This is a genomic window from Bifidobacterium sp. ESL0800 (genome assembly GCF_029395355.1).
Lineage (GTDB): Bacteria > Actinomycetota > Actinomycetes > Actinomycetales > Bifidobacteriaceae > Bifidobacterium.
Genome location: NZ_CP113913.1, coordinates 792,830 through 812,214, shown reverse-complemented (window position 1 = coordinate 812,214; position 19,385 = coordinate 792,830). Strand labels below are relative to the sequence as shown.

At 57.2% G+C, this 19,385-nt stretch carries 15 protein-coding genes and 1 pseudogene; 15 read left to right on the top strand and 1 reads right to left on the bottom strand.

Features of this window, described 5'->3' with window-relative positions; genetic code table 11:
• Positions 1 to 91: 91 nt before the first annotated feature.
• The 12 genes from argB to OZX75_RS03360 all read left to right on the top strand — a co-directional run bounded on the left by argB (position 92) and on the right by OZX75_RS03360 (position 14,659).
• Positions 92 to 1,096 (top strand): acetylglutamate kinase, encoded by a 1,005-nt coding sequence (gene argB, locus OZX75_RS03415; protein ID WP_277146904.1) that lies wholly within the window; start codon positions 92 to 94, stop codon positions 1,094 to 1,096.
• 193 nt (positions 1,097 to 1,289) lie between these two features.
• A complete protein-coding gene (locus tag OZX75_RS03410; RefSeq protein ID WP_277146902.1) occupies positions 1,290 to 2,627 on the top strand; it encodes an acetylornithine transaminase in 1,338 nt (445 codons plus the stop codon).
• 217 nt (positions 2,628 to 2,844) lie between these two features.
• Entirely contained in the window at positions 2,845 to 3,810 is a 966-nt protein-coding gene (argF, locus tag OZX75_RS03405; RefSeq protein WP_277146900.1) for an ornithine carbamoyltransferase, read from the top strand.
• On the top strand, positions 3,807 to 4,412 hold the full coding sequence (locus tag OZX75_RS03400; RefSeq protein WP_277146898.1) for an arginine repressor: 606 nt from the start codon (positions 3,807 to 3,809) through the stop codon (positions 4,410 to 4,412). The genes argF and OZX75_RS03400 overlap by 4 nt, the downstream gene beginning before the upstream one ends.
• Before the next feature lie 342 nt (positions 4,413 to 4,754).
• Positions 4,755 to 5,993: an argininosuccinate synthase gene (locus OZX75_RS03395; RefSeq protein WP_277146896.1), complete on the top strand. Its 1,239-nt coding sequence runs from the start codon at positions 4,755 to 4,757 to the stop codon at positions 5,991 to 5,993.
• Between the two features lie 407 nt (positions 5,994 to 6,400).
• The gene (gene argH / locus OZX75_RS03390; protein ID WP_277146894.1) at positions 6,401 to 7,882 is read left to right on the top strand and encodes an argininosuccinate lyase; all 1,482 of its coding nucleotides are present in this window, start codon (positions 6,401 to 6,403) and stop codon (positions 7,880 to 7,882) included.
• 79 nt (positions 7,883 to 7,961) lie between these two features.
• Positions 7,962 to 8,699, top strand: coding sequence for a GDSL-type esterase/lipase family protein (locus OZX75_RS03385; RefSeq protein WP_277146892.1), 738 nt, complete (start codon positions 7,962 to 7,964; stop codon positions 8,697 to 8,699).
• A gap of 357 nt (positions 8,700 to 9,056) precedes the next feature.
• Positions 9,057 to 10,379, top strand: coding sequence for a tyrosine--tRNA ligase (tyrS, locus tag OZX75_RS03380; protein ID WP_277146890.1), 1,323 nt, complete (start codon positions 9,057 to 9,059; stop codon positions 10,377 to 10,379).
• 107 nt (positions 10,380 to 10,486) lie between these two features.
• Complete coding sequence (locus OZX75_RS03375) at positions 10,487 to 12,667, top strand: helicase (RefSeq protein WP_277146888.1); 2,181 nt, start codon at positions 10,487 to 10,489, stop codon at positions 12,665 to 12,667.
• An 8-nt stretch (positions 12,668 to 12,675) separates the two neighbouring features.
• Positions 12,676 to 13,704 (top strand): HAD-IIA family hydrolase, encoded by a 1,029-nt coding sequence (locus OZX75_RS03370; RefSeq protein WP_277146886.1) that lies wholly within the window; start codon positions 12,676 to 12,678, stop codon positions 13,702 to 13,704.
• 8 nt (positions 13,705 to 13,712) lie between these two features.
• Positions 13,713 to 13,916 (top strand): hypothetical protein, encoded by a 204-nt coding sequence (locus OZX75_RS03365; protein WP_277146884.1) that lies wholly within the window; start codon positions 13,713 to 13,715, stop codon positions 13,914 to 13,916.
• An 8-nt stretch (positions 13,917 to 13,924) separates the two neighbouring features.
• Positions 13,925 to 14,659, top strand: a complete 735-nt coding sequence (locus OZX75_RS03360; protein ID WP_277146882.1) for a TlyA family RNA methyltransferase — start codon at positions 13,925 to 13,927, stop codon at positions 14,657 to 14,659.
• Here the strand turns inward: OZX75_RS03360 and OZX75_RS03355 are convergent.
• Positions 14,641 to 15,330 carry a hypothetical protein gene (locus tag OZX75_RS03355; RefSeq protein WP_277146880.1) on the bottom strand — a complete coding sequence of 230 codons (690 nt, stop codon included), beginning with the start codon at positions 15,328 to 15,330 and terminating at the stop codon, positions 14,641 to 14,643. The two genes, OZX75_RS03360 and OZX75_RS03355, sit on opposite strands and share 19 nt — an antisense overlap.
• Positions 15,331 to 15,653: 323 nt before the next feature.
• Here OZX75_RS03355 and OZX75_RS03350 point away from each other — a divergent pair.
• The 3 genes and pseudogenes from OZX75_RS03350 to OZX75_RS03340 form a co-directional block, all read left to right on the top strand.
• Positions 15,654 to 16,616: pseudogene (locus OZX75_RS03350) on the top strand (NAD kinase); the annotation flags it as partial.
• Positions 16,617 to 16,805: 189 nt separating this feature from the next.
• On the top strand, positions 16,806 to 18,635 hold the full coding sequence (gene recN / locus OZX75_RS03345; protein WP_277146878.1) for a DNA repair protein RecN: 1,830 nt from the start codon (positions 16,806 to 16,808) through the stop codon (positions 18,633 to 18,635).
• Entirely contained in the window at positions 18,632 to 19,294 is a 663-nt protein-coding gene (locus tag OZX75_RS03340) for an HAD family hydrolase (protein ID WP_277146875.1), read from the top strand. The genes recN and OZX75_RS03340 overlap by 4 nt, the downstream gene beginning before the upstream one ends.
• Positions 19,295 to 19,385 lie beyond the last annotated feature (91 nt).

The window sequence follows — 19,385 nt, the reverse complement described above, 5'->3', positions numbered from 1 at the left end:
GGAAAAGCAAGCAATCGTTCGACCCGTTTATCGATACGGCGGTGGTCGCAGAAGTGGAATATACGGTAATCGGATACAGGGAAACATGTGAATGAAGGGCAAAATGTCGACAAATGAAGACGGACAATTATATCGGTCGGTCAATCAGGTTGATGGTGAGACGAAAGCCGATGAGGACACGTTCGATGTCCACAACGACCTGAAAGACGAGCAGAAAGCTGAGGTGCTGATCGAAGCGTTGCCATGGCTTGAACAATTCGCCGGTCAACGTATCGTCGTCAAATACGGCGGCAACGCCATGGTCGACGAACATCTGAAACGTTGCTTTGCACAGGATATGGTTTTTCTGCGCCAGGTAGGTATGCACCCGATCGTCGTACACGGCGGTGGTCCACAGATCTCCAGCATGCTCAACGATCTCGGTATCCATTCACAATTCAAAGCCGGTCTGCGAGTCACCACGCCTGAAATCATGCGGGTGGTACGGATGATTCTCACCGGTTCCGTTTCTCGTGAGTTGATCGGGCTGATCAACGCTCACGGTCCACACGCGGTCGGGCTTTCAGGAGAGGACGGGTCGCTCTTCGGCGCGAAGCGGTATCGTCCGGTGATCAACGGGGTGGAAACCGACATCGGATTGGTCGGCGAAGTCACCGAAGTCAATCCGTCAGCCGTCGAGAACCTCATCGCTCAGAACCGGATTCCCGTGGTCTCCTCGATAGCTCCGGATACGGACGATCCCACCCAGGTGTTCAATGTCAACGCGGACGCGGCGGCAGCAGCACTTGCAGTGGCTCTTCACGCCCGAAAACTTGTCATCCTCACCGATGTAGATGGTCTCTATGCCGATTGGCCGGATAAAAAATCGCTGATCAGCTCCATCGGTGTCGACAGGCTGCGCGAGATGTTGCCTGGCCTGCAAAGCGGAATGGTACCCAAAATGCGTGCCTGTGTGCGCGCATTGGATGGAGGGGTGCCTCAAGCTCACATCATCGACGGCCGTCAGCCTCATTCGATTTTGAACGAGGTGTTCACCAGTGCCGGTATCGGCACGATGGTCCTGCCAGGAGAGGCCATGAAACTGCGACGAAGCTGAGTGATGACTCACAACAGCGGCAAAAGCATGGATGTCCAACGGTTGTTTGAAGGCGAATGCAGTGACGCTATCAAACGAGACTGGCCTGATATGGCTTCCGGCCATTCGATTCGACTGTCTACACATGATAACCATATAGGAAAATAAAGATCTTCAAGGAAACTGGCAACACGCGAATTTGAAAGTAGTAAAAATGAACAACGATTATCAGCATACGGTGCCATCGAAAGATTCCAATAACAACTACAGAGCCGAAACGACCAAGATCGGAACAAAAAGCGAACAATGGATCCGCAAATACGGAAAAGTACATACCCACGCTTTCGGCACTCCTCTGCGTGTGATGGACCACGGCGGGGGCATGCATGTATGGGATGTGGATGGCAATGAATACCTTGATTTCCTTGCCGGAATCGCCGTCAATTCACTTGGCTACGCTCATCCGAAATGGGTACGTGCGCTCAGTGACCAGGCCGGCAAGGTCGCGCATATCAGCAATTATTTCGCTTCCGTTCCCCAAATCCAACTTGCGGAAAAACTACTCGAAATCTCCGGTGCTCCGGAGGGTTCCCGTGTCTATTTCGGCAACTCCGGAGCTGAGGGCAACGAAGCCGCGATGAAAATGGCCAAGCTTTATGGCAAGACGCTGCCAGGCGGGGACCCGGAACATGGCGGTGTGCCCGCACGAATCCTTGCGCTGACCAAAGGGTTCCACGGTCGCACGATGGGAGCTTTGAGCGCCACCTGGAAACTCTCCATCCGTGAACCGTATAATCCGCTGCTTCCTGCGGTTCAGTTCGTCGAAGCAGGTGACCTTGACGCTATGCGGGCCGCATTCGATGAAACAGGCAAGAACGGTGTCGGCCCGGTGGCCGGCGTGATGCTCGAACTCATTCAAGGCGAGGCCGGCGTGCGTCCGCTTGACCCGGAATATGTCAAAGGTGTGCGTGAACTTTGCGATAAGAACCAGGCTCTGATAATTATCGACGAAGTGCAGACCGGCATCGGCAGAACAGGAAAATGGTTCGCCTTCCAGCGCGAAGACCTGTCCGGAGGGATTACTCCCGACATCATCACCTTCGCCAAAGGCGTGGCGGGCGGCTTTCCGATGGGCGGCATGATTGCGTTCGGCGAGTCCTTGGCGTCACTTTTCTCGCCGGGGCTTCACGGTTCCACTTTTGCCGGAGGTCCGTTGGCGACAACGGCGGGGCTGACGACATTGCAGATCATCGAGGAAGACGGTTTGATAGCGAATGCCGAGGCTCGTGGTGAGCAGTTGCGCGAGGCTATCATGGCTTGCGGCAATCCGCTGTTCGCTTCGCTGCGTGGCCGTGGGCTGCTCAATGCCATTCAACTCGTTCATCCTTGCTCGCACGCGGCCATGAACTGGGCGCTTGATCACGGTCTCATCGTCAACGCAGTTGCCCCGGATGCGTTACGTCTTGCCCCGCCTCTTATCGTCAGCAGCGATGACGTCAACGAAGCCGTATCGATTCTTGCCCAGATTCCCCTCGATTTGCCTGACGACTGATTTGCCGAGGGAATTGATGGAGAGAAAGCCGCATCATTGCGTTTTTGCGTTGGATGTTCATGATTTTGTGGCACGGCAACCTCAGAGCCCTGTTGAGCGAAAATCATTCCTGGGTATCAGCAATTTTGTGGTATATATACCAATATGCGGATAGAAACGTAATATTTCAGTTTTATGCAGTATATTTATATAGTCAAATCAATAAAAGGAGATGGTTATGGCAGGTCAGCTTCGACACATGCTCCGTGATGATGATGTCAATCATGACGAGCAGAAGCAAATTCTTCAACTGGGTATGAAGTTCTGGGAAGACCGCTATTACCACCGTCCCTTCGCCGGTCCGCAGGGAGTTGCAGTCATTTTCGACAAGCCCAGCACCCGCACGCGATCCAGTTTTTCGGTGGGTGTCGCCGAGCTTGGCGGCTATCCGTTGGTCATCGACAAATCCGGTTCGCAGCTAGGGCGCGGCGAGCCGGTGGCCGATACGGCACGTGTGCTTACACGCATGACCAGTGCCATTGTCTGGCGCACGTTCGGCCAGGATCGTGTGGAGACGATGGCCAAGTACGCCACCGTTCCTGTGGTCAATGCCCTGACCGACCAGTTCCATCCCTGCCAGATCCTCGCCGATTTCCTCACCATCGCCCAGCATCGCGGGGGAGTCGACGCCCTTGCCGGCCAGACCATTGCCTACTTGGGCGACGCGGCCAACAACATGGCCAATTCCTATCTGCTCGGAGGAGCGACCGCCGGCATGAACGTGCGTGTGGCAGGTCCGCAAGGCTTCCTTCCCGCGCCGTCGATTGTCGCGGACGCAAAACGTATCGCGGCCGAGAACGGCGGTTCGATTCTGGTCACCACCGATCCACAAGAAGCCGTGGCTGATGCCGACTGCATCTTTACCGATACATGGGTGTCGATGGGAGAGGAAAACGAGTATGCCGTTCGTTCCAAACCATTCTGGAATTATCAGGTCAACGAGGAATTGATGAAACTCGCCAAGCCCGATGCGCTGTTTCAGCACTGCCTGCCCGCCTACCGCGGCAAAGAGGTCACAGCGGCGGTCATCGACGGGCCGCAATCGGTGGTTTGGGACGAGGCCGAAAACAGGCTGCATGCGCAAAAAGCCTTATTGACTTGGCTCATCGGAACACTTCGAGATGACAAGGAACTGCTCAAATGAACGATACTGAAGAGAGCGATATTACCGGCGAAGTCGATGACGAATCGGCTGGTTCAGCCGAAACCGCATCATACGACGGACGGAACCCGGAAAACAGGCTCCAACACCCTACAAACAGGACAGCCCGGCTGAGCGTTATCCAGGAGATTCTTTCCAATTCGGTGGTCTCTTCGCAAGGCCAGCTGCTGGGTCTGCTCGCCGATCGGGGCATCGACGTCACCCAAGCCACGTTGAGCCGTGACCTCGATGAAATGAAGGCGGTGAAAACCCGTCTCAAAAGCGGCGAAATGGCGTATACGCTGGGCGTTGAGCCCGAGTTCGATGACGCCACCGCCGAAAAAATCGACCAGCAACTCTCTCGCGGTCTTTCCGGATTGATCACCTCGGCCGCTGCCGCCCGCAATCTTGTCATCGTTCACACTCCTTCGGGAGCTGCGCAATACATGGCCAGTGTCATCGACAAGCAGCCAATCGATGGGATTCTGGGTACGGTTGCCGGAGACGATACGGTGCTGTTGGTCTGCAGTGACGACGATGCAGCCGTGGCGCGGAAGCAATGGATTCTCGACATCGTTTCGCACGGGCAACGTCCGCGTGACTGATTCAGTTTCGTGAGTTGACTGGACTGCATAAGATTGTGATTATCTCTGTATGAGGCTGGTGAGTGCAGAGTAAATCACAGAAAAGCGCTGAAAAGTGTGATTATCTCTGTGCGAGGCTGTCGGCTGCGGAGTTAATCACGAAAATCGGTGGGAAAGTGTGATTATCTCGGCATGAAGCAGCTCAATGCAGAGGTAATCACGAAAATTGGGTGCCGGATGCTCGTCGTTATGTGGGAGGTTCGATGACGGCAGTCCAAATTATGGACATTCCATTAGCAAGATTGCATATTTATACGAAGTAGTGTATATATTGACGTATAACGCTTCGAAGAAAGGGCTGTCATGAGCGATAAAAACCGCATCGTACTCGCATACTCCGGAGGGCTTGACACTTCCGTGGCCATTCCGTATTTGAAGGAACGCACCGGCAAGGATGTCGTCGCCGTTTCCCTCGATGTCGGTCAGGGCGGAGAAAGCCTGGAGACCATTCGCCAACGCGCGCTGGCCTGCGGCGCCGTAGAAGCGTATGTAGTCGATGCCCGCGAGGAATTCGCCAAGGAATACTGCATGCTGGCGCTGAAGGCCAACGCCAAGTACGAAGGCGTCTATCCACTGGTTTCCGCCATTTCGCGCCCGCTGATCTCCAAGCATCTCGTGCGTGCCGCCCACCAGTTCGGCGCCGACACCATCTCGCACGGCTGCACCGGCAAAGGCAACGATCAGGTACGTTTCGAGGTCTCCATCGCCTCAATCGACCCGAACCTCAAGGCCATCAGCCCGATCCGTGACCTCTCGCTGACCCGTGACGTCGAGATCCAATTCGCCAAGGACCACAAGCTGCCGATCACGCAGACCGAGAAGAGCCCGTATTCCATCGACCAGAACGTCTGGGGCCGGGCCATCGAGACCGGCTTCCTCGAAGATCCGTGGAACGGACCGACCAAGGACTGCTATACCTACACCGACGATCCGGCCTTCCCGCCGGTCGAGGATGAGGTCGTCATCAAGTTCGAGCAGGGCGTGCCCGTCGCCATCGACGGCAAGGATGTCACCCCGCTTGAGGCCATCGAGCAGATGAACAGCCGCGCCGGAGCCCAGGGCATTGGCCGCATCGACATCATCGAAGACCGTTTGGTCGGCATCAAGTCCCGCGAACTCTACGAAGCACCGGGTGCTGTCGCCCTGATTGCCGCCCACGAGGAACTCGAGAACTGCTGCCTGGAGCGCGAGCAGCACCGCATCAAGCGCGACATCGACAAGCGCTGGGCCGAACTGGTTTACGACGCCCAATGGTTCTCGCCTGCCGTGCGTTCTCTCAACGCCTTCATCGAGGATACGCAACGCTACGTCTCCGGCGAGATCCGCATGGTCATGCACGGCGGACGCGCCGTGGTCACGGGCCGTCGCAGCGACTCCTCGCTCTACGACTACAAGCTCGCCACCTACGATTCCGGCGACACCTACGACCAGAACGCCTCCAACGGATTCATCTCGATTTACGGCCTGCCCGACAAGGTGGCCGCCGCCCGCGACGTCAAATTCGGCAACGGCATCGAAGTCCCGGACAACTCCGTCGAATAGGATTGAATGGACTATTAATTACTGTTGGAGAATCCTTATTTAAAGGTTTCTAACTGTGGGGAGGTCTGGGGATATACAATGTTCGGGACGCTCCTTGGCCGCTCGGCCGTGTCTTACGCCCGAACATCGCATATCTCCGAGCCTCTGTTGACTTATGTTTAATTGTTTTGCATGGAACAAATGAGGGTATGGGATATGCAATGTTCGACCGTAAAGACTTGGCCTGCAAAATCACAGATTTTGCCTTCGCGCTCGGATGTCGCGCTCACTGTGCATATGGTGAGTCCACTGGACTTACCATTTAGCGGCACAGCCCGGAGCGTGTCGAACATTGCATATCCCAGACCTTCCGCCACAGTCCGAATTAATTTAAAAGTTGTTGGTTGCACAATGAAGGGAATCAAAGGATGACGGAGCAGAAGAAAAAAGGGGACGGGCATCTGGCGCTGTGGGGCGGACGGTTTAAGTCCGGGCCTTCGCCGGAGCTGGCTCGACTTTCCAAGTCGACGCAGTTCGATTGGCGGCTGGCCGATGACGATATCGCCGGGTCCAGAGCCCATGCCCGGGCGCTCGGCAAGGCAGGATTGCTCAGCGCCGACGAATTGAAGCGTATGGAAGATGCACTCAATACGTTGCAACAGCTTGTGGATTCGGGGGAGTTTGCGCCTGTCGAGGACGACGAGGATGAGGCCACGGCGCTGGAACGCGGGCTGCTCGAGATTGCGGGAGACGAGCTCGGCGGCAAACTGCGTGCCGGGCGTTCGCGCAATGACCAGATCGCCTGTCTTATCCGTATGTGGCTGCGTCGGCACGCACGTTCGGTGGCGGGCTTGGCACTCGGCGTGGTCGATGCGTTGATTGGCCAGGCCGAGAAGGCCGGGGACGCGGTGATGCCGGGCCGCACGCATATGCAGCACGCACAGCCGGTGCTGCTGGCGCATCAGCTGATGGCCCATGTCTGGCCGCTGCTGCGCGACGTCGACAGGCTCGCCGATTGGGACAAGCGCATGGACGCAAGCCCGTACGGTTCAGGCGCTTTAGCCGGTAATACGCTTGGTCTCGACCCAGAGGCCGTGGCCCACGAGCTGGGCTTCTCGCGGGTGACTGCGAACTCCATCGACGGCACCGCAAGCCGCGATTTGGTGGCTGAGTTCTCGTTTATCGCCGCCATGATCGGGGTGGATCTGAGCAGGCTCAGCGAGGAAATCATCATCTGGAACACGCAGGAGTTCGCCTTCGTGCGCCTCGACGACGCCTATTCCACCGGTTCCTCGATCATGCCGCAGAAGAAGAACCCGGACATCGCCGAGCTCGCCCGTGGCAAGTCCGGCCGGCTCATCGGCGATATGACCGGCCTGATGGCCACGCTCAAAGGCCTGCCGACGGCCTATGCCCGCGATCTGCAGGAAGACAAGGAAGCCGTGTTCGACCAGGTCGACACGCTCGAAACCCTGCTGCCCGCTTTCGCCGGCATGGTGCGCACGATGGTCTTCGACCTCGACCGACTCAAAGCCCAGGCGCCCACCGGTTTCGCCCTGGCCACCGACATCGCCGAATGGCTGGTCAAGCAGGGTGTTCCATTCCGTCACGCCCACGAGCTTTCAGGCGCCTGCGTCCAGTTGGCCGAAGGCCGGGGCGTGGAGCTGTGGGATTTGAGCGACGATGATTTCGTCACGGTATTCAAGGATTTCCTGCCTGCCGATTGTGCCCCGCAAGTCCGTAGCGTCCTCTCGGTCGAAGGTTCCGTCGACCAGCGCAACGGCAAGGGCGGCACCGCTCCCGTGCGCGTGCGCGAACAGATTGCCGAAGCCAAGCGAATCGCCGCAAAAGCCCAGACATTCGCCGATTCCGTCAGCGACGGACCTGCGTACGTAACACCGTGCGCATAGTGATAGACGTTGGTATTTTTGACATTGCCTCGAGTACGATGACAAGCTGAAAGCCTAATACAAGAAAGGTACCGACAGCATGACATTGGGTATCGGGACTCCGATAGCGACCCTCGAGGCATTGTGGGCGAAGCATACGATTCATCTGGCCGAGGCTCCCGGCGGCGAACCGTTCGGTGTCAAAACGGTGGACCGAAAGGCTTCCGGCGATGCCACACCGCTGATCATATGCGCGATAGGCGATTCGATGATCGCAGGCTGCGGCACGCAGGACCAGCAGGAGGGCCTCACGCCCGATATCGCGCAAGGATTCGCCGACGAGCTTCAGCGTGACGTGGCGTGGGAAGCGCACGGCAAGCTCGGTGCCACCATGCGACGCGTCCGTTACCGACAGCTTGCTGAAGTTCTCAAGGCAGGCAAGAAGTTCGACATCCTGCTGATCTGCGCCGGTTCCAACGACATCATGGCCAATCGTACGCTCGACGAATGGCGTGACGATCTCGGTGCCGTGTTAGACGAAGCCAAACCGTTGAGCGAACACATCGTCGTGCTGAGCCCGGGTCAGATGCAGCACGAGCCTTCGCTGGGGCGTGCCCTGCGCCGGGCGATTCTGCGCGAGATGGACGAACAGGCCGCGGTAAGCAAACAAGTCTGTGCCGCGCACCACGCCACCTACGTCGACATGATCCATGAGAACGTACACGCCGACGCGCCCGACTTTTTCTCACCCGATCATTTTCACCCAAGCGCCCAAGGCTACCGTTACATGACCGAAGGCGTGGTTGCCAAGCTCAGCACCGTTCTCAAGGATTGTTGAACCGGCAGACGACGAATCGATGATGCGACCGACTCCAATGCTGATGAATCGAGGTCGGAAGACAACGTTTTGGCTTGTGCCTTTAAGACACGCTCAACCGTTTGTGCGCGTTGGTCGATTGTCGGTTCCGTGGATGCATGCTTCCCCGTATCGTAATTCACGATGTTGTGCAAGGTCAGGGCGGCAATGACGCGCAAATGGTTCCACGGCCTCATGGTGTGATTCGTTATCGAAAAGGCGCGTGGCGCAATAATCGTCGCAGTAAACGATACTGTCGCCATCACCTGCGAAAATAGATTGGTTCAGGAGTCGTTCGGCTCTGGTTGTTTTGACACAAAAGAATAGGGGAATACGGTTATGGCTCACGTCACCAATTTCAAGGAAGCGGGATTTGACTCTCTCTTCGATGAATTGAACTGGCGCGGGCTGATTTCACAGTCCACGGACCGCGATCAGCTCGCCAAAGCGTTGAACGGCGGGCCGATTACCTATTATTGCGGTTTCGACCCCACCGCGGCCTCGCTGCATATCGGCAATCTGGTACAGCTGATCAATATGCGGCACCTCCAGGAAGCCGGCCATCATCCCATCGCGGTGGTCGGTGGCGCCACCGGTCTGATCGGCGATCCGCGTCAAAGCGGCGAACGTACGCTCAACCCCAAAGACGTCGTCGAAGGCTGGGCCCGCAGGCTCAAGAAGCAGATCGGCACGATTCTGGTAACCGAAGGTGACAATCCTGTGCGTTTCGTCTCCAACTACGACTGGACCGCCAACATGTCGGTTATCGATTTCCTGCGCGATGTCGGCAAGAACTTCCGTATGGGCACGATGCTCGCCAAAGACACGGTGGCACGTCGCCTCAAGTCCGACGAGGGCATCTCGTTCACGGAGTTCAGTTACCAGGTTCTGCAGGGCAACGATTTCCTGCATCTTTTCGACGAATACCACTGCACGCTGCAGCTCGGCGGCTCCGACCAGTGGGGCAACCTCACCAGCGGTCTCGATCTGATCCGCAAGGTGCGCGGCGAGAACGTCAACGTGTTCACCAGCCCCATCATCACCGACAGCCAGGGCAAGAAGTTCGGCAAGTCCGAAGGCAACGCCGTCTGGCTTGACCCCACGATGTTGAGCCCCTACAAGTTCTACCAGTTCTGGTTCAACCAGCCCGACGGTGAGATGGAGAAGCTGCTGAAAGCGTTCACTTTCCTGCCCAAGGCCGAGATCGAGCGGCTCGCCCACGAGGCCGAGGTCAACCCCGGTGCCCGCGAGGCGCAAAAGGCATTGGCATGGGAAGTCACCAGTTTCGTGCATGGCGAGAAGACCACGCAAGAGGCGATCGACGCTGCTTCCGCGCTTTTCGGGCGCGGCGGCGACTTGAGGACTATCAGCTCCGACATGCTTGAATCCTCCATCGACGGGCTCAAGATCGAAAACGAGGAAGGCGAGAAGGTCTTCGCCAAGGCCGTCATCGGTGAACGTGTGGCTCAGGCCGCCGTTTCCGCAGGTCTGTTCAAGTCCATTTCCGAGGCAAGAAAGACCATCAAATCCGGTGGTGTCTACATCAACAACGTGCGTGTCGAAAACCAGAATCAGGAACTGACCGGCAATGATTTCCTTGCCGATCACTTTGCGCTGATTCGTCGCGGCAAAAAGGCTGTCGGCGCCGTGGAACTTGGCTGACAGCAAGCTTTAATCAAGCCGATTAGAATCTATTAGAAAAAATATTTAGGATTTCTCGTTCATTCACGAACACGGGAAAGCTAAACCCAAACAAAAGGTACAAGCATATGGCAGAAGAACAGCGCGGCAACCGCGACGGCAATTCATACGGTCACGGTTCGTCCCGTTCAGGTGGTGGCTATCGGGGCCACGGCGGATTCCGTGGCAACAACCACGGCGGAGGCTTCCACAAGGGTGGTCACGGCGGTTACCGTGGTCACGATGACGATAGGCGCGGCGGATACCGCGGCAATGGCGGCGGACACCGCGACTTCCATCGTGACGACCGTCGTGATGGCGGTCGCAGCGGCGGATACCGCGGGCACGGTGATTCAGATCGCCGTGACTTCCGTCGCGACGATGACAGGCGTGGCGGGTACCGCGGTGGAGACGACCGCAGGGACTTCCATCGCAACGACGATCACCGTGGAGGCTATCGTTCCGGCGGTTATCGCGGCCACGACGATGATAGGCGCGGCGGATACCGCGGCAATGGCGGCGGACACCGCGACTTCCATCGTGACGGTGAACATGGAGGGTACCGCGGCGGCAACGACCGTCGTGACTTCCATCGCGACGACAGGCGAGATTTCCATAAAGACGGCGACCACAGGGACTTCCACAAGGGTGGATTCCGGCATGACGACCGTCGTGGAGGATATCGTGGCGGAGACGATCGCAGGGACTTCCGCCGCAACGACGACCGTCGCGGCGGCTACCGTGGCCATGATGACGATAGGCGCGGCGGATACCGCGGCAACGACCATCGTGACGGCGAACGGCGCGACTTCCATCGCAATGACGAGAGCAGGGGTGGCTACAACTCCCGTGGCAATGATCGTCGTGATTTCCACCGTGACGACCGGCGTGGCGGCGACCGCAATGGATATCGGGGCTACGACAACCGTCGCGATGACCGGCGTAGCGGGTTCCATAACGACGGACGCGACGACTACATGCACAAGGGCATGCGCCGCAATTCCGACGGCACCACCTCGTTCCCCTCGCAGAACCCGTATACCGACCGTCGTCCGGGCGAGCCGCGCATGCCCAAGGGCATGGAATGGTCGATGCTTTCCAAGGATGAGAAGGAACGTCTGAGGGGACTTTCCAAGGAGCACGCCGAGAACATCGGTCTGCACATCCTCGCCGCCTATTCGCTTGAGGCGGACGATCCGAAGGCCGCGCGCGACCATGCCGAATGGGTGGCTCACCAGGCCTCCCGTATCGATTTCTCGCGCGAGACACTGGCGTTCATCGCCTATCGTCAAGGCGATTACAAGACCGCGTTGAAGGAATTCCGCACGGCCCATCGTATGAACGGCTACACCGACTATCTGCCGTTCATCGCCGATTGCGAACGCGGCTTGGGCAACCCGAAGCGTGCCATCGAAATGGCCATGTCCGATGACGCCAAAGCCCTTACCGGCGAGTCAAAGGCCGAGATGTTTTTGGTCTACGCCGGAGCGTTGGGCGATTTGGGACTGTGGGACAAGGCCGTCGACGTGGTCAGCAAGCTGGCCGACACCAAGGGACTCCCCGGTGCCTACCGTATGCGTGCGCTGCAGGCCGAGCAGTACTTCCTCGAGGAAGCCGGCCGTGGAGATGAGGCGGCTGATCTCGACACCACCATCGAGCAGCTTGAAAACAAGTATGCCGACATGGACGAGGACGATATCGATGCCGAGGAAGTCGTCATCGATTATGACCTCGAGCGTCTGCCGGACGACATGATGGAAGAACTCGGCATCACGGAAGACGATGCACAGTTCGCGCCCGTCGATCCGTATGAGGACGATGAGGATTACCGGCGCGATTCCGAGGATTCTGGTGATTCGGATGAAGATCATTCGGATGAAGATTCAGACGAAGAGGATTCCGAATCCGAAGAAGCCGTCGGCACGCAGCTTGATACGGATGCTGCACTCGACGATCAGTCCCAGTCCGCGCTGGATCCGGAAACCCCGGAAGCCAAGGTCAGTGCCGCGGCTACGGCCAAGGAGAACGCCGACAGCACGCAAATCGTCGACGAATCCGGCGAGCCCGTCGATTCCGTCGATGTCGAGGCCGGTCAAGAGACGCAAGGTGAGGACGAAGAGGACGACGATCCTGAAACCCAAGGCGAAGCAGACGACGACGAAAACGAGTTGCCCGCCGAGGAAATCACCGAAGGTGCCGACAGTTCCGACGATCCGGCTGTAGAGCAGGAAGACGCGGACGAAAAAGACGAATCCGACGAAGAGGAGTAACACCGAGCGTGCTCAAAGCAACCGAACAACCGATCGAACAAGCCTATAAGCTGGCATTGCTGGATCTTGACGGCGTGGTCTACCGTGGCAAGAACCCGGTGGATTACGCCAGCGAGTCGATCACCAAAGCGCAGCGGGCCGGCATGACGGTGGAGTACACCACCAACAATTCCTCGCGTTATCAGCAGACCGTGGCTCAGCAGCTTCGAGGTTTCGGTCTTAAGGTTGAGCCTTGGCAGGTCATCACCTCTTCGGTTGTCGCTGCCAGAATGGTGGCGCGTGCCGTGCCGGCTGGGGCCAAAGTGTTCATGGTCGGTGCCGGCCATTTGCGTGAGGAATTGAAGAAGCAGGGCCTCACCGTCGTCGATCGTGTCGAGGACAACCCGGTCGCCGTGATCCAGGGTTGGTATCCCGAGGTTACGTGGAACGAGCTGGCCAATGCGGCTTTCGCCGTCGAACGTGGTGCGAAATATTTCGTCACCAATCGTGATCTGACGATTCCACGCGAACTGGGGATCGCTCCCGGTTCCGGGTCGATGGTCAGGGCCGTCATCACCGCCACGGGTGTCGAGCCCGTGGCTTCGGCCGGCAAACCCGAATCAGCAATGTATGACGAGGCGAGGCTTCTGGCTTCGCACGACGGTGCTACATTGGTGCCCAAAAACCAATGCCTGGCCATCGGTGACCGACTCGATACGGATATCGAAGCCGGCAACCGAGGCGGATATGATTCATTGGTCGTACTGACTGGTGTCGCCGATCCTGTGCAGCTGATGTTGGCCGAGCCCCATTTGCGCCCGACCTTCATTTGCCGTGACTTGCGCGAGTTGCATGAGGCCATGCCGGCACCGGTCGAGGTCTCGAAGCACGAATGGAAGTGCGAAGCCGCTTCGGTAAGTCTTGACGGCAATGAAGTTCAAGTCAGCGATTGCAACGATATCAATGCGTTGCGCGCCACGTGCAGCCTGCTTTGGAATCTGGCCGACGACGAAAACATTGATGCTGCAACATTGCGGCTTCCTGATTTCAGGTTGTAGGAGCATTCATGGCTGTTCGAAACGAAGACGGTTCGCCGTTCGGCAACGGTGGGCAAGCACAATTCCAGTCCGAGACCTCTTTTGAGGATTTGCGTGAACGTTACGACGAGCTTGACGGCTTGGCCCAGATGGACGACGAGCAGAAAATCGAGGCATTCCGTGGCGTATTGGCGACGCTGAACACGAAATTGAACAGTCAACAGCAAGGATGACGGCAAACATGCGATTGGACGCGTATATGGCCTCTGAGGGTCTGGTTCATAGCCGTACCCAGGCCCAGCGTCTCATCCGTTCTGGAAAAGTAACAGTCGACGGTCGGCTTGCCGACAAACCGTCTGTGCAGGTAAAAAATGGAGCCCAGGTTTCGGTCGATACCGGAGACGACTACGCCTCTCGAGGGGCGTACAAATTGCTTGGAGCTTTTGAACGGTTCGGCGATTTGGGCTTGCCTTCGCCAGCAGGCTTGCGTTGCCTAGATATCGGCGCGTCCACAGGCGGGTTCTGTGACGTCCTGCTTCGGCATGGCGCCTCCTCGGTCATTGCACTTGACGTAGGCCATGGCCAGTTGGTCCCGCGTATTTCCCGCGATCCGCGCATCATCGAAATGAGCGGTGTCAACATCAGGGACGTCGAGCCGGAAGATCTGCCGTACCCTCCGGCGTTCATCGTTTCCGACGTATCCTTCATCTCACTGACCTATGTGATCCCGGTGATTGCCAAAATCGCTGCGAGACAAGCCGATATCGTGCTCCTGGTCAAGCCGCAGTTCGAGGTGGGCAAAGGGCATCTTGGAAAGAATGGCGTGGTGGAAGACGAGGAGCTGCGTCGTGCGGCTCTGAAAACCGTTTGTGATTGCGCCAAAGCCAACGGGCTCGATGTGGTGGCCACCTGCCCCTCGCCGATACAGGGGACGCACGGCAATCGGGAATACCTGCTTTATGCCACCTTGCGCTGAAGCTCGTCATGGTCATTTTCATTCCACCGATGTTCGATGAGAGTTGCTCTGGAAGTCTTGTCGAGTCTTAGATCGTTGTCATAGATGACTTTCTCAACCTGAGAATGGCTCGACAATGCCACGTATCCGGCATCGATATTCCGGCAGACCGTATTGCTTAGCGCCACGCTAGTGGCGACAATACGTTGAATGCTGTTGGGTTCGAGATACTTGCCCATTCCGAATCGTTCGAACATCGTCGACTGTATCGGTCGTATCTCGAGCCTGTTCGTTTCGGCGAAATCCTTGATGGCTGTATGCCCCGCTATCCTTGCGTTCGTGGCTTTAAACGATCTGGCATCGATGGAACCGTCGATTTGAAGGGTTTCTTTGACGACGATGTTCGCATCGGTGCTTATCTCGCCGATAAAACCAATGCGGCGTGAAGAGATATGCTGTTTGGCGCGTATACTGCCGTGTCCTGAAAGGCGGTCCGAAACGATCTTGCCTGAACAGCTCAATATGCCGCCATCCATCATGATTCTGCGCCCTCGGCACAGTGATGTGTGCAGAATCCCTCTCACAACAAGCGTATCGAACGTCACGTTTTCGCGCATTATGGTGTTGCCGTGGGTGATGAGGACATCGTAGTCGCCGTCCTGAATGGTTCCGCCGAAGGTATTGAGGTTCATGGTTGTCCCTTTCGGCTCTTCTCGAATACTGTTTGGATACTATTTCTCCGTATTACCGGAACTTTAGGAAAAAATAAAACCAATAACAGGAAATCAAGCAACATTCAAGATTTCTTGATATTACAAATTGATGATTTCTGTTTGGAATGCTGATTTTTCTGTCGAATAACCATGCCAGATCGACGTTTCCGGGCATGATGTTAGGCGAAGTCGCTTCTTGTCGGTTTGCCTTGGAGTAAGCTCTTTTGTAGATACGGTTCGGTTAGGATGTGAGTGGAAACAGATTTCGTTTCCGGACTCTCAAGTGTGAAAGAGGCAGGACGATGGTCGGTAAACGACATGCAGTCGTGGTCACACATGCCCGTCTTCGCGAGACCAGTCTTGTCGTGCGTGAGGCGGTTGATCAGCTGGAACGTGCCGGATTCTGTGTTCGTATCGTCGACAGCCTCGATCCGCCGAAATTCGGTGAGTCGTCTCCCATCGTTGGCAGCGATACGGAGATCGTCGTCGTGCTCGGCGGGGATGGCACGATTCTGGGGGCTGCAGAGCTGGTCCACAATACTGAAGTTCCTATTCTTGGTATCAATCTGGGGCACGTCGGGTTCCTTGCGGAATTCGAGAGCTTCCAATTGAGCGAGGCGATCGCCCGGGTGGCCGACCGGGACTATTCGATTGATGAACGCAATCTGGCGAGCGTTTCCGTGGTTTCTCCGGATGGCAGGAAAACCCTGAACGACTGGGCGTTGAATGACATCACCATCCAACAGGCCGATCGTGACCATATGATCGAGCTCTCCGTCGGTGTCGACGGGGTGGAAGCCAGCTCGTTCAGCTGCGATGGCGTGATCATCTCGACGCCGACCGGTTCGACGGCCTATGCGTTCTCTGCGGGCGGGCCGATAATCTGGCCGGACGTCAAAGCCTTGCAGCTGATACCGTTGGCCGCGCACGCGCTGTTCACACGCCCTATGGTGATCGGGGAGCATTCGCGTTTCAGCGTCGATCTGATCGATGATTCCCTGACCGAGGGCTGGATCTGCTGCGACGGACGAAGGAAAATGAGACTCGGATACGGGACACGGACCACAGTGCATCTTTCTGCGCTTACCGTCAGACTCGCCAGCCTTTCAGGCGTGCCGTTCACCAATCGTCTCGTCACCAAGTTCAATCTTCCCAGCGTAAGCCTTCGCCAGCGTTCGCGGCTCGAGGAGCGCAAGCGGGAGGGCATCATCGCCAGCGAAAACAGGGCGAAGGTAGGTCATCCTTTGGCGGCTGGGCAACAAGGGGAGTGGAACGGAGTCCGGACGGGACAAACGGATGATGAGATCGGGGCTCTTTCTACCGGCTTTTTGCATTCCGAACGTGGCGACGAAGAAACCGATGAAACCGCTGAGGGAAATAAACGGGATGTGACCGCCGATGGCGGCGGTCGAGGCCTGCCCGGGAAAAATGATGTGTCTGAAAGGTAAAAAGCGATGCTTGAAGAACTGGAAGTGAGCAATCTCGGGCCCATTCGTTCTGCCTTGCTAACTCCGAGCAAGGGCATGACTGCCATTACCGGCGAAACCGGTGCGGGCAAATCCATGCTGTTGAGCGCGATTCGCCTCATCTCTGGGGCGACGGCCAGCGTGGCACGCGTATCCGCCGGTGCGGATTCGGCTTGGGCCCAAGGAATTTTCGATGTCGACGAGAACGGCGAAGCAACACGTCTTGCGCAGGACGCCGGAGTGCTGGATACAGACAGTGAGAAGACGGATCCGGATCCCGACGAAATCGGCCGGCAAGAGCTTTTCCTTTCGCGTACGGTTCCTGCTTCCGGGCGTTCCAGAGCCGTATTGTGCGGGCACAGTGTTCCCAGAAACGTGCTTGGCAACATCGCCTCGCAACTGGTCACCATTCACGGACAGGCCGATCAGATGCGTCTGGCGTCGCCGGCGCGGCAACGGGAATTTCTTGATATGGCCGCCGACGACAAAGCGGAGCTCGATGCCTATCGGCAAGCATGGGAACAATTGCAGGCTATTGACCGACGTCTGCACTATGTCACCGATCAGGAGGCGTCAGCCCGTGCGCGGGCAGATTATCTGCGAGAATCCATCGAGCAGATCAACAAAGTCGATCCCAAGCCTGGTGAGGACGAGGAACTCAAGGAAAAGCGCTCGCGAGTCGAGAATGCAGCGGAGATCGCCCAAGGTGTGGGGTCGGCGCTTTCCGCGTTGGACGCTTCACAAGTGGATTCGGACAGCGACGCACAGGGCGCTTCCGATGCCATCACCCATGCCATCCAGGCATTGCGCACCATCCATGTCGGCGGGTCGTTTGGTGAGGCTGCCGACCGCCTGGAGTCACTGAACAACGATCTTTCCGATATCGTGTTTTCACTTTCCAACGAAGTGGACAGTGACGAGGACGCGGAAGGATTGGACTTCATCAATTCACGTATTCACGAGCTCGACGAGCTGACCCGTCGCTGGGGGCCGACGCTCGAGGATGTCATCGCTTGGCGAGACAAGGCTGCGTTCGAAGTGGAAGATCTGGACGCCTCTCCTGAAAAGGTCGATGAGCTCAAGGCAGAGCGCCAACAGGCCTTCGAAAAGGCTATGAAAGCAGCCGAGGCCTTGAGCAAAAAGAGAAAGCTCGCGGCAGCGGCTTTGGCCAATACCGTCACCAAAGAGCTTTCCGCTTTGGCCATGGCCGGTTCCGGGCTCGAGATACGAGTGACGCGGCGTGATTCAGCGGGAAAAGGCAACTCTGCGTCGAAGAAAAACGCAAAAGACGATGCTTCTTCCTGTGTCTCGACTTGGCCATTGGAAGTGAACGGCATCGATGACATCGAATTTCTGTTCACGCCGTTCCCGGGCTCGCCGCAACTGCCGATGGGGAAAAGTGCGTCCGGAGGCGAACTGAGCCGACTCATGCTCGCGTTGGAACTGTCCGTAGCCGAAAAACGTGGCGCTGACCAATCCGACATGACTTTCATCTTTGACGAGGTCGACGCCGGAGTAGGAGGCAAAGCAGCGGTCGAATTGGGCAAACGCTTGGCCAAGCTCTCCAAGACCTCACAGGTCATCGTCGTCACGCATTTGGCGCAGGTCGCCTCATGGGCCGATGCCCAATTCGTAGTGAGCAAGGGCAAGTCCGGAGTCAAAGCCAGAAATGCCGGTTCGAAGGCAACTGTAGAGACGACCGTCAACGAGGTCACCGGCGACGCCCGCATCCACGAAATCGCGAGAATGCTCTCCGGCAGCGAATCCGCCACGTCTCTAGACCACGCCAAAGAGCTCCTGGACGAAAGCAGAATATGAGAACCAACGAAGGCAAAGCGGCCATCTTTGATTTGGACGGCACCCTGCTCGACTCCATGGACGTGTGGCATCAGGTCGATGTCGATTTCTTCGCAGAACGCGGGTTGACGCTAACCGATGATTATATGAGCGACGTCTGCGCGATGAAACCGGACGAGGTGGCGCGCTACACCATCGAGCGCTACGGGCTTGACGACACTCCGAATGAGCTGTCGCGACATTGGGACGAGATGGTGCTCGAGGCATACGGCACGACGGTGCAGGCCAAGCCTCATGCCGTCGAGTATCTGGATGATCTCAAAGCCAGCGGAGCCAGGCTTGCGGTGGCGACGTCGCTGTCGCCCAAGGTCCGTGAGATTGCGATGCGCCACGTCGGCATCGATTCGTATTTTGAGACGGTCGTCAGCGTTGAGGATACGAAAGCCGCCAGCAAGAGCAGCCCGGAGGTCTATCTGCTGGCCGCGTCGCGTCTTGGCGTGCGGCCGGAACATTGCACCGTTTTCGAGGATCTGCTCACGGCAGTGCGTACGGCGAAGAAAGCTGGCATGGGCGTCTGGGCCATGGAGGACTCGTATTCAGCCATTGACAGAGATGAGATCGCCAGGATTGCCGATGGCGTCATCAATGACTTCGATGACGCCCCTCGGCAACTGTTATAGTTACGACTTGCACAGTTAGCATAACTGTTATATAGTATAGCTGAACAGTATAACAGTCTTATTAAAAGATATGCATGCTGTTTGATAAACG